The organism is Hyphomicrobium sp., from assembly GCF_035687085.1.
Classification (GTDB): Bacteria; Pseudomonadota; Alphaproteobacteria; order Rhizobiales; family Hyphomicrobiaceae; genus Hyphomicrobium_B.
This window is the reverse complement of the sequence record NZ_DASRYS010000010.1, coordinates 224065-238178: the sequence shown is the minus strand read 5'-3', so window position 1 is coordinate 238178 and position 14114 is coordinate 224065. Positions and strand designations below refer to the sequence as shown.

Annotated in this window: 16 protein-coding genes; 8 read left to right on the top strand and 8 right to left on the bottom strand. The window is 61.7% G+C overall.

Features of this window, described 5'->3' with window-relative positions:
• Window positions 1–9 precede the first annotated feature (9 nt).
• The 3 genes from VFG26_RS08330 to VFG26_RS08320 form a co-directional block, all read right to left on the bottom strand.
• Window positions 10–501 carry a DUF302 domain-containing protein gene (locus tag VFG26_RS08330; protein ID WP_325024166.1) on the bottom strand — a complete coding sequence of 164 codons (492 nt, stop codon included), beginning with the start codon at window positions 499–501 and terminating at the stop codon, window positions 10–12.
• A 37-nt stretch (window positions 502–538) separates the two neighbouring features.
• Window positions 539–1990, bottom strand: coding sequence for an amidase family protein (locus tag VFG26_RS08325; protein ID WP_325024290.1), 1452 nt, complete (start codon window positions 1988–1990; stop codon window positions 539–541).
• 234 nt (window positions 1991–2224) lie between these two features.
• Window positions 2225–3094 (bottom strand): alpha/beta fold hydrolase, encoded by an 870-nt coding sequence (locus VFG26_RS08320; protein WP_325024288.1) that lies wholly within the window; start codon window positions 3092–3094, stop codon window positions 2225–2227.
• Between the two features lie 214 nt (window positions 3095–3308).
• Here VFG26_RS08320 and VFG26_RS08315 point away from each other — a divergent pair, with 214 nt between their 5' ends.
• Window positions 3309–4250, top strand: coding sequence for a LysR family transcriptional regulator (locus tag VFG26_RS08315; protein WP_325024164.1), 942 nt, complete (start codon window positions 3309–3311; stop codon window positions 4248–4250).
• A 7-nt stretch (window positions 4251–4257) separates the two neighbouring features.
• Here the strand turns inward: VFG26_RS08315 and VFG26_RS08310 are convergent, their stop codons facing one another.
• Window positions 4258–4737, bottom strand: a complete 480-nt coding sequence (locus tag VFG26_RS08310) for a MarR family transcriptional regulator (RefSeq protein WP_325024162.1) — start codon at window positions 4735–4737, stop codon at window positions 4258–4260.
• Between the two features lie 147 nt (window positions 4738–4884).
• On the opposite strand from VFG26_RS08310, the gene VFG26_RS08305 reads away from it, so the two are divergent.
• The gene (locus VFG26_RS08305; protein WP_325024160.1) at window positions 4885–5676 is read left to right on the top strand and encodes an alpha/beta fold hydrolase; all 792 of its coding nucleotides are present in this window, start codon (window positions 4885–4887) and stop codon (window positions 5674–5676) included.
• Window positions 5677–5988: 312 nt separating this feature from the next.
• Window positions 5989–6849 carry an alpha/beta hydrolase gene (locus VFG26_RS08300; protein ID WP_325024286.1) on the top strand — a complete coding sequence of 287 codons (861 nt, stop codon included), beginning with the start codon at window positions 5989–5991 and terminating at the stop codon, window positions 6847–6849.
• Window positions 6850–6889: 40 nt separating this feature from the next.
• Here VFG26_RS08300 and VFG26_RS08295 read toward each other — a convergent pair whose 3' ends face one another.
• Complete coding sequence (locus tag VFG26_RS08295; protein ID WP_325024158.1) at window positions 6890–7780, bottom strand: LysR family transcriptional regulator; 891 nt, start codon at window positions 7778–7780, stop codon at window positions 6890–6892.
• A 119-nt stretch (window positions 7781–7899) separates the two neighbouring features.
• Between VFG26_RS08295 and VFG26_RS08290 the strand changes: the two genes are divergently transcribed.
• From VFG26_RS08290 to VFG26_RS08280, 3 genes are all read left to right on the top strand, one after another.
• Complete coding sequence (locus VFG26_RS08290; protein WP_325024156.1) at window positions 7900–8625, top strand: SDR family oxidoreductase; 726 nt, start codon at window positions 7900–7902, stop codon at window positions 8623–8625.
• Window positions 8626–8731: 106 nt separating this feature from the next.
• Complete coding sequence (locus VFG26_RS08285; RefSeq protein ID WP_325024154.1) at window positions 8732–9490, top strand: SDR family oxidoreductase; 759 nt, start codon at window positions 8732–8734, stop codon at window positions 9488–9490.
• A 73-nt stretch (window positions 9491–9563) separates the two neighbouring features.
• Window positions 9564–10808 carry an alpha/beta fold hydrolase gene (locus tag VFG26_RS08280; RefSeq protein ID WP_325024152.1) on the top strand — a complete coding sequence of 415 codons (1245 nt, stop codon included), beginning with the start codon at window positions 9564–9566 and terminating at the stop codon, window positions 10806–10808.
• A 27-nt stretch (window positions 10809–10835) separates the two neighbouring features.
• Here the strand turns inward: VFG26_RS08280 and VFG26_RS08275 are convergent, their stop codons facing one another.
• Both VFG26_RS08275 and bdcA read right to left on the bottom strand, forming a co-directional pair.
• Window positions 10836–11168 carry an EthD family reductase gene (locus VFG26_RS08275; protein WP_325024151.1) on the bottom strand — a complete coding sequence of 111 codons (333 nt, stop codon included), beginning with the start codon at window positions 11166–11168 and terminating at the stop codon, window positions 10836–10838.
• A complete protein-coding gene (gene bdcA, locus VFG26_RS08270; RefSeq protein WP_325024149.1) occupies window positions 11165–11878 on the bottom strand; it encodes an SDR family oxidoreductase in 714 nt (237 codons plus the stop codon). The genes VFG26_RS08275 and bdcA overlap by 4 nt, the downstream gene beginning before the upstream one ends.
• A 69-nt stretch (window positions 11879–11947) precedes the next feature.
• Here bdcA and VFG26_RS08265 point away from each other — a divergent pair, with 69 nt between their 5' ends.
• Window positions 11948–12538, top strand: a complete 591-nt coding sequence (locus tag VFG26_RS08265) for a TetR/AcrR family transcriptional regulator (protein ID WP_325024147.1) — start codon at window positions 11948–11950, stop codon at window positions 12536–12538.
• 32 nt (window positions 12539–12570) lie between these two features.
• Here the strand turns inward: VFG26_RS08265 and VFG26_RS08260 are convergent, their stop codons facing one another.
• Window positions 12571–13185, bottom strand: a complete 615-nt coding sequence (locus tag VFG26_RS08260; RefSeq protein WP_325024146.1) for a TetR/AcrR family transcriptional regulator — start codon at window positions 13183–13185, stop codon at window positions 12571–12573.
• 150 nt (window positions 13186–13335) lie between these two features.
• Here VFG26_RS08260 and VFG26_RS08255 point away from each other — a divergent pair, with 150 nt between their 5' ends.
• A complete protein-coding gene (locus VFG26_RS08255; protein ID WP_325024144.1) occupies window positions 13336–14091 on the top strand; it encodes an SDR family NAD(P)-dependent oxidoreductase in 756 nt (251 codons plus the stop codon).
• Window positions 14092–14114: the final 23 nt, after the last annotated feature.

Below are 14114 nucleotides of genomic sequence, written 5' to 3'. Positions count from 1 at the left end.
AGGTCGCCTTCAGTTCGCAGCTGCCTCGAGCACCGCTTGTAGGTCGCGATCAAGCTGCTGTGCAACGGCATCGACCTTTTCGTCACGGAACTGGCCAAACACGGATGCGGGTCGATCATATTCGAACGCGACCACGCCATCGCCATCCTCGCGCAGCAGCACGCGGATAGGTGCATAAAGCCCTGCCGACAACTGGTGACGCGTCATCTTCGATGCAGTCAGCGGATTGCCGATGTCGTACTGCAAGGCTCGGCGCTTGAGCCCTGCAATCGACAGCAGGCCCCCATGATCACGCTGTAGAAAGATGGAGAGCGGCGGACCAGCTTCCAGCTCTCGCCGTGCGCGCTCGCTTTCGCCGTACTGGAGTAGGATGAAGATCCTATCGTCCATGCGAGGCAACAGCGTTTCGAGCTTGGCTTGGACGTCCTCGAAAGACTTGCTGGAGCCGATCGTGACGTGGTCGACAGAGATGATCCGCGTGGAAGCTGATTTGTCGGTCATTCTGGTGATCCTCCTGGCATGTTGTCATCGCGTCAGATCAGATCGGCGCCGGTTGCGTGCCCAAGACGCGTTGGACGCGGCGTGCAAGGTCCAGAAGCTCCCGGTCGCTGCCGAGAGGTGCGTCGAGCTCCAGCCCTATCGGAAGACCATCGCGCGACAAGCCTACCGGAAGGCTTATGCCTGGCAGACCCACGCTGCTTGCTGACACGGTATTGTTCGCCAAGGCGAGAGAAGTGACCTCCCGTCCCGCGATAGAGAAGTTCGCCTGCTGTTCGATCAGAGGCGCCGTGCAGGGCGTCGTCGGCTGCAGAATGGCCTGCGCGCCCTGAGCAACGAACGCCTCGTTGAGTCTGCGCTGAATCTCCGGGCGGCTCACGTTCAGCGCGATTTCATAGGCTTCCGCAGAGATCGCGCCTCCACCTTCCGGTAGGGCCTTATATCCCCACGCATCCCGAAGTTCTGGCTTGAGGCCATCGTAGATCGCCTGGAATGTGGTTGGGATATTGTGATCGCGAAGGAACTCCGAGATCGCACCCATCGTCTCGTGGAAGAAGATGTCCCACGTCGCGGTTTGGATGAGCGTATCGAAGTCGTCGCCCAGGTCCACCTCCACCACCTCGGCGCCGGCATCCCGCAACTGCCGCACCACATCGCGGAACCGCGCCTCAACCTCCGGATCGACCAGATCAAGAAACTGCCGTGGCGCGAAGGCGAGCCGAATGCCCTTCACGCCGTCTGCGGCCTCGGACCCCACAGCCTGCCCTGTCACCACCTGATCCATCAGAGCGCAATCTTCAACGCTGCGGGCAAACACGCCCGTCGTGTCGAGCGTATGCGAGATCGGCGCGACGCCGTTGCGCGGCCATCGTCCCGTCGTCGGCTTGAACCCCACTACGCCACAGAGCGATGCGGGCACGCGGATCGATCCAACGGTATCGCCGCCGAGCGACGCGGGTACGATGCCGGAGGCGACAGATGCGGCGGAGCCGCTTGAGGAACCACCCGACACGCGATCGCGCGGATGCGGGTTCTTCACCTGACCAAAGCGCGCGTTGTGACCGGTCAAGCCGTAGGACATCTCCACAAGGTTGTTCTTGCCGAACACCAGAGCGCCCGCGTTCTTGATAGCGCGAACAGCGTCCGCGTCTTCCCGCGGTACGAAATGGGAGAGACTGTCGAGGCCCAAGCTCGTGCGCAGCGCTTTCGTCAGATAGCTGTCCTTCACACCGATCGGCACGCCAAGCAGCGGAGTCGCCGATCCGGCCGCACGCGCTTTGTCCGCGTCCCGCGCGGCTGCGAGCACGGCAGTCTCATCGATGGTGATGAATGTATTGAGGTCAGCAAGCGATCGGGCGCGCTGCAGAAGCGCCGCGGTGTAGGCCTCCGACGTGATGTCGCCGTTTCGAACGGCGGCTGCGGCGGCAGCGAGCCCAAGGGAAGCGAGGTCCGCGGTGTTGCTCTGATTGGCTTTCGTGCTCGTCGAGCCCATCGTCGCGCCGGCAGCTGCAGCGCTGGCGGCAACGGCAAAGACCTCTCGTCGGTTTACGTGGTCGGCGCTCATCTGCTCAGTCCTCCGGGGGTGAAATGCTCAATTGCATTACGGTCATAATATAAGATTATGATCGTAATGCAATGGCAATCTCCCGGCGGGTCGACAGACGAACGAGACTCGGAAAAAGCCCCATAAAATCAGCGCGACGATGAGGAAGCCATGGGTGCGCACCTACTGCGGCGGCCGAACGCCGGCCGCCGCAGTATTGGTCGTCAGAGGATCAAAGCCCGCGCGCCGCTTCGTTCGACTTTTCTGGGTTGAAGCCGTCGAAGGCACTTCCGCTTTCGGCAAGTCGCGCCTGTAGGCCTCCGCTCCTGCGGGGAGGAAAAACGCATCGTTCTTACCCCACACCGCCAGAAGAGGCGGCTGATGCTGCCGGAAATAGCTCTGGAATGCGGGATAAAGCGCAACGTTCGTCCGGTAGCTCAAAATGAGATCGAGCTGAATGTCCGCCGCGTCCGGCCGATGCATGAAGAACTGGTCCAGGCTATAGCCGTCCGGGCCGACGCGCCCTGCCGGTGCTCCGTGCTCATACTGGGCGCGTATGAAGTCATCGCCCAGAGCCGCACGGCAGCGTTCGCGATTGGCCTCCGTGGGCTCGCGCCAGTAAGCCTGCCAGGACTCCCACTCCTTGCTCAGCCCTTCATCATAGGCGTTGCCGTTCTGCGTAATGATTGCGGTCACGCGCTCAGGGTGCGCCATCGCGAGCCGCAGTCCAGTCGGCGCCCCGTAATCGAAAACGTAGAGCGCATAGCGCGTCAGGCCGATGGCCTCGACGAATTGACCAATGACGTTCGCGAGATTGTCGAAGGTGTAGTCGAAGGTTCCGCGTGCCGGCGCCTTGGTCAAACCGAACCCGGGCAGGTCCGGTGCGATCACGCGGTAGCGATCGGCAAGCAGCGGGATCAGATCGCGGAACATGTGGCTACTCGTCGGAAAGCCGTGCAGCAGCAGGATCACGGGCGCATCGGCCGGTCCTGCCTCGCGGTAGAAGACCTCTACGGGGCCCACCTGTTGGGTGCGGTACTGGATGTCGAGCATTGCTGTCTCCTTCGAACTCGCCGACCGCGCGACGGCCGGCGCGACAAGCGCCGCGACGGGAGCCGCGGCCATGGAGAGGAGAAGGGAGCGCCGCTGAAGTTCTGAGATCGTCTGGTTCATGGCTTCACCTCGTTGTGGTGGAGCTAAGATATTGACTTGCAGAAACCGGTTGAATGCGCACTAGCTGGCACGCTCGATTTCAGGATTTGAAAGCATGGACCGGCTGGACGCGATGGAGCTTGCTGTAGCGGCCATCGAAGCAGGCTCGCTTGCGGGAGGCGCCAGACGCCTCGGCCGCTCGGCGGCAGCAGCCACCCGCGCCATAGCCATTTTGGAGGCGGAGGCGGGAGAAACACTGCTTCTGCGCTCCACGCGCGGCCTGCGCTTGACCGAAACAGGCGCGCGTCACGCGGCAGTCTGGCGCGAGATCTTGGGCCGGCTGGCCGAGCTTCGGCCCGAGCACACGTCGAACGAAATCAGTGGCACGCTGGTGCTCACCGCACCGGAGTTGTTCGGCCGCCTGAAGGTTGCGCCCGTCCTGGAATCCTTTCTCGGACTACATCCAAAAGTGCAGGCGCGCGCCCTGCTGCTCAACCGGATGGTCGATATGACGGGCGAAGGTGTAGACGTCGCGATCCGGCTTGCGCATCTGCAGGATAGCAGCCTGATGGCGCTGAAGCTCGGAGAAGTACGGCAGGTCCTTTGCGCTTCGCCCGGCTACATCGCCCATCGCGGCGAGCCGCTGGAACCGGCGGATCTCGCAGCCCATAGCTGCATTGGTGTGAACGCAGAGGGCAACCGCGAACTCTGGATGTTTCGGCAAAAGGCGGGAAGCGCAAAGACGCGGTCTGTCCAGGTTCAAACGCAGCTGTCGATTACGAGTGCAGCGGCAGGCCTGGACGCTGCACTCCGGGGAAAGGGCTTAGTACGCGTCCTTTCCTATCAGGTGGCTGAGTATCTGGCCGCGGGGAAATTGCGGTGCGTACTCCCTTCCTTTGAACCGGAAAGGATCCCGGTGAATATGATCTTCCGTCCCACTCCGCGGCCGGGCTCGCCGGTGCGCGCATTCGTGGACCATGCTGTGCCGATCCTGCGCCGTGAACTGCTGCAAACTGCAGCAATCGTCGACGGATTGCCTGATCAGCAAGCGTACTGATAATCAACTACTCGTTCGGCCCGTCGCGCTCCGGCTGGCCCGCATGTGCATAGATCGCGTCGCGCAGCTTCTTGATGTCCCGGTTGAGTTCGCCAAGCCTCCTGGGGCTTTCGCCCGATGAGGCGACCAACGCGTCGCCCAGGCAGCCCGCGGAGGATCTGATCTCGCGGCCGCGATCGGTCAACGCGACGACCACCTGCCGTTCGTTGTCGGGATTTCTCGTCCGGCGCACCAACCCGCCGGTTTCAAGACGCTTGAGCAGCGGCGTCAGCGTGCTCGACTCCAGAGCCAGTTTCTCAGCGATGCCGCCGACGGTCTGCTCGTCTTCGCGCCACAGGACGTTGAGCACGAGATACTGCGGATAGGTGAGGCCCAACTGATCGAGCAGGGGCTTGTAGACGCGTTGAATGGCCATTCCGGCCGAGTAGATGGCAAAGCAGATCTGATCATCCAGCGGGACGGGCGGGTTCGACTTTTTGCGTGTCATCGGATCCTCCTTCGACCTCCATATAAGCGCTGGTCGTTCGAAAATACATATCGCGATAAATATTATTCTTGACGGCATGCGCGCGCTGCCCTATATCGACGTTTATCGCGATAACAGTTATCGCAATAAAGTGAAGGAGCAGGTGCCATGAGCGTAAATGTGAGAAATCTCCTCGTCGCTGCGGCTGCCGCTGCAAGCATCGTATCCCCGACGCATGCGCAGACTGCCGAACCGGCAGCTCGCGCGCCGGCCAAGAACGTCGTGCTGGTGCACGGAGCCTTTGCCGACGGCTCCGGCTGGCGGGGCGTGTACGACCGGCTGACCAAGCAGGGCTATCGCGTCACGATCGTGCAGAACCCGCTGACGTCGCTGGCGGATGATGTTGCTGCAACCCGGCGTGCGCTCGACCGCCAGGACGGTCCGACCATTCTCGTCGGCCATTCCTGGGGCGGAACGGTCATCACCGAAGCCGGCGTCCATCCGAATGTTGTGGGCCTCGTCTACGTCTCGGCACTGTCGCCCGACGCGGGAGAAACCACCGCCCAGCAGTACGAGGGTTTCACAACGCCGCCGGAGTTCGTCATCGATAAGCAAGCTGACGGCTACGGCTTCGTGAACCTGGAGAAATTCAAGGCTGGGTTTGCGGCCGACGCCACAGATGAGGACGCTGCGTTCCTGCGGGACTCGCAAGTGCCGATCAACATGTCGGTGTTTGCGACCAAGCTGCAGCGCGCGGCCTGGCGGACGAAGCCGAGTTGGGCGGTCATCGCAACCGAGGATAAGGCCTTCGACGGCCGGATGTTGCAGAAGATGGCGCAGCGCATTGGCGCGAGGATCACGGAAGTGAAGGCGAGCCACGCGCTCTGCTTCACGAGGCCCGACGTGGTTGCCGATGTGATCGACCGTGCCGCGCAGGGCGCCGAGGCAGCAGTCCGCTGATGTTGAAAGTCGCAGATAGCAGACGAGCAGGCAGACTATCCGCTTTGCCTGCTCGTTTGGACCCGCCAATTACGTGAATTGAGATCACCAGAAGAGCAGACCGGAAATGGCAATGGCACAGAACATTTACCAAGCGTCTCCGCGATCATTGACCTACTAACAAAGATCAATCGACTAGCAGTGGTGAACACCAATCCGATCTGTGCTCTTCCCTTTTCCGGTGATTGAACCTCTACCTGCGCGCCCGGAAACCGATGCTTTCCCAAGCACCATCTCGAAGCCGATCGGCTGCGAGAACTCTTCCCAGTGACCATGCAAGAAAAAGGAGTACGAACTATGGGCTACGTGACAACAAAAGACGGCGTCGAGATCTTCTACAAGGACTGGGGTCCGAAGGACGCGCAGCCCATCCATTTCCATCACGGCTGGCCGCTCTCATCGGATGATTGGGACACCCAGATGCTGTTCTTCTTGGAGAAGGGCTATCGCGTCATTGCTCACGACCGTCGCGGCCACGGCCGCTCGGCGCAGGTCTCTGAAGGCCACGACATGGACCATTATGCAGCAGATGCAAACGCCGTTGTCGAGCATTTGGATTTGCGCAACGCCGTCCATATCGGCCACTCGACGGGCGGTGGCCAGGTGGCGCGCTACGTTGCGAAATACGGCGAGCCGCAAGGCCGGGTGGCGAAAGCAGTGCTCGTCTCAGCGGTGCCGCCGCTCATGCTGAAGACCGATGCGAACCCTGAAGGCACGCCGATCGAGGTGTTCGACGGCTTACGTTCGGCACTGGCAGCCAACCGCGCCCAGTTCTTTCTGGATCTCGCTTCGGGCCCCTTCTATGGCTTCAACCGGCCGGGCGCGAAAATTTCCGAGGGCGTGATCCGCAATTGGTGGCGGCAGGGCATGATGGGCAGCGCCAAGGCGCACTATGAAGGCATCAAGGCTTTCTCCGAAACGGACCAGACCGGCGATCTGAAGGCGATCACCGTTCCGACGCTGGTGCTGCAAGGCGATGACGATCAGATCGTTCCCTACAAGGCCGCTGCGTTGCTGCAGGCCAAGCTCCTGAAGAACGCGACGCTGAAGATCTATGAAGGCTATCCGCACGGGATGCTGACGACGCATGCCGACGTGATCAACCCCGACATCCTCGCCTTCATCAAGAGCTAATAGCAAAAGGACCGAGCCTGCCTTACAGGCTCGGTCCTGTTCACTTGCAGCGCTGCACATGATCGATCAGAGCCCGCAGCTTCGGCGCCAGATTGCGCCGGTTCGGGTAGTAGAGATAAAAGCCCGCGAAATACGGGCAATACTCTTCAAGAAGCGGCACAAGTTCGCCGCGCTCTATTGCAGGACGAAAACTCTCCTCCATCCCGAACGTGATGCCGGCTCCGGCAATCGCGAGTTTGATCATCAGCGCCATGTCGTTGGTGGTGATCTCAGGCGCGACCGCCACGGCGAACTCTTTTCCGTTCTCCGCGAACTCCCATCGATAGGGTGCAGCCTTGGGGCTTGGCCGCCAGCCAATGCAGCGATGCGCGGAAAGTTCGCTTGGATGCGAAGGTATTCCGAACCGCTTGCCGTATTCCGGCGCGCAAACGGCAAGCTGCCGCTCGTCGCCAGCAACGGACACTGCAATCATGTCCTGTGCGATGACTTCGCCGAGGCGGACGCCGGCATCATATCCCTCGGCGACAATGTCGAACTCCTCGTCCGTCACTGTGATGTCGATCTGAATTTCGGGATGCGCGGTCGCAAAGCTCGCGAGGAACGGCCCCGAGAGAAACCGCTCGGCGATCGACGAGACGGCAAGACGTAACTGCCCGCGCGGCTCGCCACGCAATCCCCCCGTCGCTTCAATCGCAACCCGCATATCGGCAAGAGCAGGGGCAACGTCCGAATAGAGCCGCTCGCCGGCCTCGGTCAGGCTGACGCTCCGCGTCGTCCGCTGAACGAGCGCGATGCCGAGCGTCTCTTCCAGTCGCCGGATCGTCTGACTGACCGCTGAGCGCGTGATCCCTAAGCGATCTGCGGCCGCCCGAAAGCTCCGCTCCTCCGCCACGAGGTTGAACACGGCCAGGGCATTGAGATCCGGCTCCATTGGTTAGCAGCACTTTCCAAGCTGGGAAGGAATGATCGGGTTATCGCAACAATGCGGCACGCCTATCTCCAACGCAACAGCCGCACGCGGCTGACAGTCAATCGAGCGAGGAGATTTCCATGCCCCAAGACAAGGTCGTTCTCATTACCGGCGCTTCGAGCGGTATCGGCGCGGCGATAGCCCTGGAGTTGGGCGCCGCTGGAGCCAAGGTCGTACTCGGTGCACGCCGCACCGATCGTCTGGATGCGCTCGCAGATGAAATCCGCAGGAGCGGAGGCGAGGTGCTCACCCGCCGTCTAGACGTGACCGACCGCGCCGAGGTCGCCGCCTTTGCGAAGGCTGCGCGCGAAACGTTTGGCCGCGTCGATGTCATCGTCAACAATGCTGGCGTCATGCCGCTTTCGCCCATGGCCTCGTTGAAGGTCGATGAGTGGGACCGCATGGTCGACGTGAACATCAAAGGCGTGCTCTACGGCGTCGCTGCCGTCCTGCCCGAAATGACCGAACGCGGGTCCGGGCACATCATCAACATCGCCTCGATTGGCGCGTTGTCCGTCGTTCCGACAGCGGCGGTCTACTGCGCGACGAAGCATGCGGTGCGCGCGATCTCAGAAGGACTCCGCCAGGAGAACAATAAGATCCGCGTCACCTGCGTCTATCCAGGCGTCGTCGAAAGCGAACTCGCAGGCACGATCACCGATCCTGTGGCGGCGGAAGCGATGCGCGCTTACCGTGCCATCGCCCTGAAACCCGACGCCATCGCGCGTGCTGTCCGCTACGCCATCGCTCAGCCGGACGATGTCGATGTGAGCGACATCGTCGTGCGGCCGACAGCCAGCAACTGATTGATCCGACGGTTATTCGCGATCGCGAAGCAGCCTGCCTGGCGGCATCGCAACCGAACTCAGCCGTAAGCGTTCAAATCAAACTCATCAAAAGCTAAGGACACCCATGGCCGATAAAAATATGGTCGATGAAATCGGCGGCAAAGTCGCCATCATCACAGGCGCGGCGAGCGGCATAGGCCTTGCAACCGCCGAACTGTTCACCGAGCGTGGCGCGAAGGTCGTCGCAGTGGATCTAAATCCGGATGTGAAAAAGCTTGCGTCCGCAGATCTGTTTCCGGTCGTCGCGGACGTCACGACCGACGGCAGCGCCGAGATGGCGGTCACGGCAGCCGTGGAGCGGTTTGGCCGTCTCGACACGCTCGTCAACAACGCCGGTTACATCAATTACAAAGAGGTGGTCGAGACCAGCCGCGAAGAATGGGAGAAAGTGATGGCGATAAACTCGACCGGCTACTTCCTCTTCTCGCGCGAAGCCATGAAGGTAATGCTGCCCCAAAAGAGCGGCGCCATCGTCAACATCGCATCTTATGCGTCATACTTCGCCTTCAAGGGCATCGCGCCATATGCTGCGTCCAAGGGGGCGGTTGCGCAGTTGACCCGCGCGCTGGCGCTGGAAGCAGCACCTCATGGTATCCGCGTGAACGCAATCGGCTCCGGCGACGTCGTGACGAACATCCTCGATAGCTTTCGCGACGACGGCCGCGAATTTCTCGTCGAGCACGGCAAGGCGGCACCGATCGGCCGCTCTGCCGAGCCGCGCGAAATCGCCGAAGTCGTCGCATTCCTCGCGTCCGACCGCGCGAGCTTCGTCGTCGGCTCGGTCTTCATGGTCGACGGCGGCTTCAGCGTGCAGATCGCTTAAAACAACCGCTTTACCCGCCCTTAAGCCGCATCCGATAAAAGCCGCTTTTCGGGAATGAAGGGCGGCTTTCATCATGATCACCGTGCGGAACCTTGCCATCGCGAGCGCGTCCGCGCTCGTCTGTGTGAGCGTAGCTCTCAGCCTCACTGCAGGTGAAACGGTTCAAGGTCCTGCAGGCGAAGCCTTCTATACCCCGCCTGCAAACTTGCCGGATGGCGAGCGCGGCTCGTTGATCTATTCGCGTGCGCTCGATGGCACGATGGCACTTCCAAGTGCGGCGCGGAACAGCTTGGTGCTCTATCGTTCGCTCGATCCGAATGGAAAGAGCACGGTCGTTTCTGGATCGGTCTCGGTTCCGCAAGGCAAGCCACCCGAGGGCGGTTGGCCAGTGATCACGTGGACCCAAGGCACGACGGGCCTCAACGCCATATGCGCACCCTCTCGCGATACCGCTGAAGGTCCCGAACATGCCTACATCGAGACGATATCGCACCTGCTCGACGGCTTCGTGAAGGACGGGTTTGCGGTTGTCGCGACGGACTATCAAGGCTTGGGTGTCGCGGGCTTCCATCCGTTCTTGCAAGGCATCCCCACGGGACGCAACGCACTCGATATGCTGCGCGCCGGACGCATTCTGGAGCCGGAGATCGGCAAGCGCTACGCCGTGATGGGACATTCGCAGGGCGGACAAGTCGATCTCTTCGCGGCCTCGCAAGGACCCTCCTATGTTCCCGAGCTCAAGCTTCTGGGCGATGTCGCCTTCGCGCCCGGATCGCAGATCGCGTCACGCCTCGCCGCCGTCATGACATCGGCAAAGACCGAGCTGTCGCTGCCTTACGTGCTCTACACGCTTCAATCCTACGCGAAGACAGATCCGGCGATTGATCTCAAACGCATCCTCACTCCCGAAGCGATCGCGCATCTGCCGGACCTGCAAGAGCAATGCATGAGCCATGCTCTGATGACCGGCTATTGGTCCACGGCAATCGCTAAGGACCAGTTCGTCGCGAACGCCGACATCGAACCGTTCTTGAAATTTGCGGCCGAGAACGAAGCTGGGGCCTTGCAAATTTCCGCGCCCACTCTCGTCATCCAGGGGACTGGGGACGTGACGGTATTTCCGGCAACGACGAACGCTCTGGTCCGTCAGATGTGCTCTGGCGGCAATGTCGTCGAATACAAAACCTTCGACGGAGCCGATCACAACGGCTCGATGGTCGCCGGTGGCGCAACTGCCCACGACTGGATCAAGGCGCGCTTCGCAGGAAAGCCCGCGCAAAACGATTGCGCGACCTTGAAGAAGCCGGCCGCCGAGTAAGCCGCCGGCCTCACCCCATCCTTGAACTCAGAGCGCCATGGCGCGCAGGCGCGTCGGAGCGATATCCGTGAAGTTCGCGACGTCGGCCATCACCTCGGGCGTCTCCGGGGAGTTAAAGGCGGCCTCTACGGCCGCCTCGTCGCGAAACTCGCATTCGCAGATCGCGATTGTTCCTGCCTGCGGTAGGGCAGGAAAAAAGGCGGCAACGCTCTGCAAACCGTAGCGCTGCCAAGCCTTCAGCACGAGCGGCAAATGCTGCTCGACGTAGTAGCGCCTATCGAAGCGGCTGTCGGGCGTGCCCGCGTACGTTACGTAAACAGTCGCCGCAGCATTTCTTTTGCGAGCGCTGGGCTCCGTCATGCGCCGAACCCTCCATCGATGGTGTGCATCGCTCCGGTGATGCCCCGCGCGGCAGGGCCAGAGAGGTAAAGCGTCAGGCTGGCGACGTCCTCCGATGTACCGTGCTCGCGAATTGCCATCACGCTGTGCATCTGATCTGCGAGCGGGCCGTTTGCCGGGTTCATGTCGGTGTCCGTCGGACCCGGCTGGATCACGTTCACGGTGATGCCGCGCGCTCCGAAATCCCGTGCGAGCCCCCGCGCCATTCCCTGCAGCGCCGACTTCGTCATGGCGTATCCTGCAAGTCCCGCAAACGGCATCCGGTCGCCGTTCACAGAGCCAATAATGAGAATTCGTCCGCCATCTGGCATTGCGCGCGCCGCCTCGACGGACGCGTGGTAAGCGCCGCGAATGTTGACGTCGATCATGCGATCGATCGCGTCGGGATCGAGCGTTAGCGGATCACCGGCGACCAGCAGGCCGGCATTGTAGACGAAAATATCGATAGGCCCGGCGTCGCGCACCGCTGCCACGAGGCTGTCACGGACAGCAGCATCCGAGTGGATCGCCCGGGCACCCGTGCTCTTCGCCAGTGCTTCGGCAGCTTCGCGCGAACCTGCATACGTGAAGAGAACGTCCCCGCCTTCTGCCGCGTAGGCTTTGACGATCGCCGCTCCAATGCCGCGGCTGCCGCCGATGACCATGATTCTTTTGCCGCTGAAGTTTGGCATTTTAGATCTCCGTGCTATATTTATAGCGATCGATACAGATATGGCCGCACGCCGTCAAGGAATAATGTAGTGAGCGATAAAGAAATGCCCGTGCGCGGGCGCCCCCGCCAATTTGATCTTGAGCAAGCGCTGAAGACCGGCCAGCGGCTGTTTCACGAGCACGGCTATGACGGGGTTGGGCTTTCGGCATTAACTGAGGCGCTCGCGATCAAGCCGCCGAGCTTCTATGCGGCTTTCGGAAGCAAGGCCGAATTCTTCGGTCGTGTCGTCGAGCGCTACTCGGCCTCGGTTCTGCCGCTCGATGATATCCTGCGCGAGGGGCGTCATCCGGCCGAGGCGCTTGCCGAACTCCTGGAAAAGGCAGTGCAACTCTATGCACGCGATCCTGACGCGCGCGGCTGCCTGGTGTTGGAAGCTTGCCGGGGCGGGGCTGAAGCGGAAAGCGTTCGACTGGCGCGCGAAGCGGTGGAGGAGCGCCGCGGTCAAATCCGCACCTTCGTCGCGCAAACGCACCCGCACGTCGCAGGACCTGTCAGTGACTTCGTAGCGAGCACCATGTCCGGCCTATCGGCGACCGCGCGCGAGGGCATGAGCAAATCGCGTCTTGTCGCGATAGCTCGGACGGCGAGCATAGGCGTGCGGCATCTGCTGGAGTCGTGAGCTTGTGCCTTCGCGCGAGGGCACGTCCGAATTCAGGCTTTTGCCGTCGCGGTGGTCCTAGAAGCACCTACCGGCCATGTGGAAAGCGCTTGCTCGACAACAGCGTTGAGCATCTCTCGGCTGAAGCCGGCTTTGGCCTGTACCGCCATGCCGTGAAGGATCGCCATCACGAATGCCGCAAGAGCATCGGGTTTGGCCGTCTCGGGTAAGTCGCCCTCGGCCTTTGCCCGCTCGAACCGTTCGCGAAGCTGCGCCTCGCCGGCCGCGCGCACGTCTATCAAGGCTTGCCGCACTGTTTCCGACTCATCCGATCCAGCAAGTGCCCCGTTGATGTTGAGACATCCCGCGTGGTCGGGAAAACGCGTGTTGAGGTCGACGGAACAGTAGAGAAGGTGCGCAGCAACCTCCCGCGCTGTCGGCAGCTGAAGCGCTTCTGGAATAAAACCCATGTACCGCTCGTAGTAGCGATCGAGGGCTCGCCGGAAGAGCGCTTCCTTGTTCCCGAACGCCGAATAGAGCGCCGGCCTCTCGACGCCAGCGGCCTCAGTCAGGTCGGCGTAGGACGCGCCCTCGTACCCCTTGCGCCAGAAGACGCACAAGAGAGCGTCCAGCACTTTCTCGACGTCAAATTCGCGATGACGACCCATCAGCCATCCTCAGTTTTTCATAACGACCAGTATTAAACCGCTTGACGGCCGCTGTCTAATTCCATACCGAACGTTATAGTAACAAACGTTACGAAATGCACTGCCGGGCCTTTAGAGTCGCCCGGGCAGTTACCGGAAGGGGAATTTCTCATGTCCAATACGTTGCAAGGTAAGGTCGCTCTCGTCACGGGCGGCTCGCGCGGGCTTGGCGCGGCGACGGCGGAGGCGCTTGCCAAACAGGGTGCGGACGTTGCGATCAGCTATGTCGCCTCGGCCGAGAAGGCTGAAGCCGTGGTCAAGAAACTGAAGGCCAAGGGCGTTCGCGCGCTAGCCATCCAGAGCGACCAGGGCGACACCGCTGCAGCCAAACCGCTCATCGACAAGGTCGTGGCGTACTTCGGCAAGCTCGACATCCTCGTCAACAACGCGGCGATCGCCGTGCAGGGCAAAACGGTCGACGATCCGGATCTCGACACGGTCAATCTCGATCGCCAGTGGCAGGTCAACGTCATGGGCGCGGTGGCCACCACGCGCGCGGCGGCGCCGGTGCTGTCGGATGGCGGCCGCATCATTTTCATCGGCTCGATCTTGGGCAGTCGCGTGCCGTTCCCAGGTGTGGCCGATTATGCGGGAACGAAGGCCGCGATCTCCGGCTACGCCAAGGGCGTCGCCCGCGATCTCGGTAGACGCTCCATTACCGTCAACACCGTGCAGCCCGGCATCATGCCGACCGACATGGCGGCCGGCGTCGTCGACAACCTCCCCGACGCGATCATGGACCTGCACCCCATCCGCCGGATCGCGACGCTCGAAGAAGTGTCGGCGATGGTCGCTTTCCTGGCGGGTCCCAACGGCGGCTACATCAGCGGCGGCGTCATCGACATCGGCGGCGGCGTGCAGATCTGATCATCGGCCCAATCGAAAAGGAA

Excerpts from the sequence above, each read along its gene's own strand:
- VFG26_RS08330 (WP_325024166.1), bottom strand. The coding sequence starts at position 501 with ATGACCGACAAATCAGCTTCCACGCGGATCATCTCTGTCGACCACGTC.
- VFG26_RS08325 (WP_325024290.1), bottom strand. The coding sequence starts at position 1,990 with ATGGGCTCGACGAGCACGAAAGCCAATCAGAGCAACACCGCGGACCTC.
- VFG26_RS08320 (WP_325024288.1), bottom strand. The coding sequence starts at position 3,094 with ATGCTCGACATCCAGTACCGCACCCAACAGGTGGGCCCCGTAGAGGTC.
- VFG26_RS08315 (WP_325024164.1), top strand. The coding sequence starts at position 3,309 with ATGGACCGGCTGGACGCGATGGAGCTTGCTGTAGCGGCCATCGAAGCA.
- VFG26_RS08310 (WP_325024162.1), bottom strand. The coding sequence starts at position 4,737 with ATGACACGCAAAAAGTCGAACCCGCCCGTCCCGCTGGATGATCAGATC.
- VFG26_RS08305 (WP_325024160.1), top strand. The coding sequence starts at position 4,885 with ATGAGCGTAAATGTGAGAAATCTCCTCGTCGCTGCGGCTGCCGCTGCA.
- VFG26_RS08300 (WP_325024286.1), top strand. The coding sequence starts at position 5,989 with ATGCAAGAAAAAGGAGTACGAACTATGGGCTACGTGACAACAAAAGAC.
- VFG26_RS08295 (WP_325024158.1), bottom strand. The coding sequence starts at position 7,780 with ATGGAGCCGGATCTCAATGCCCTGGCCGTGTTCAACCTCGTGGCGGAG.
- VFG26_RS08290 (WP_325024156.1), top strand. The coding sequence starts at position 7,900 with ATGCCCCAAGACAAGGTCGTTCTCATTACCGGCGCTTCGAGCGGTATC.
- VFG26_RS08285 (WP_325024154.1), top strand. The coding sequence starts at position 8,732 with ATGGCCGATAAAAATATGGTCGATGAAATCGGCGGCAAAGTCGCCATC.
- VFG26_RS08280 (WP_325024152.1), top strand. The coding sequence starts at position 9,564 with ATGATCACCGTGCGGAACCTTGCCATCGCGAGCGCGTCCGCGCTCGTC.
- VFG26_RS08275 (WP_325024151.1), bottom strand. The coding sequence starts at position 11,168 with ATGACGGAGCCCAGCGCTCGCAAAAGAAATGCTGCGGCGACTGTTTAC.
- bdcA (WP_325024149.1), bottom strand. The coding sequence starts at position 11,878 with ATGCCAAACTTCAGCGGCAAAAGAATCATGGTCATCGGCGGCAGCCGC.
- VFG26_RS08260 (WP_325024146.1), bottom strand. The coding sequence starts at position 13,185 with ATGGGTCGTCATCGCGAATTTGACGTCGAGAAAGTGCTGGACGCTCTC.
- VFG26_RS08255 (WP_325024144.1), top strand. The coding sequence starts at position 13,336 with ATGTCCAATACGTTGCAAGGTAAGGTCGCTCTCGTCACGGGCGGCTCG.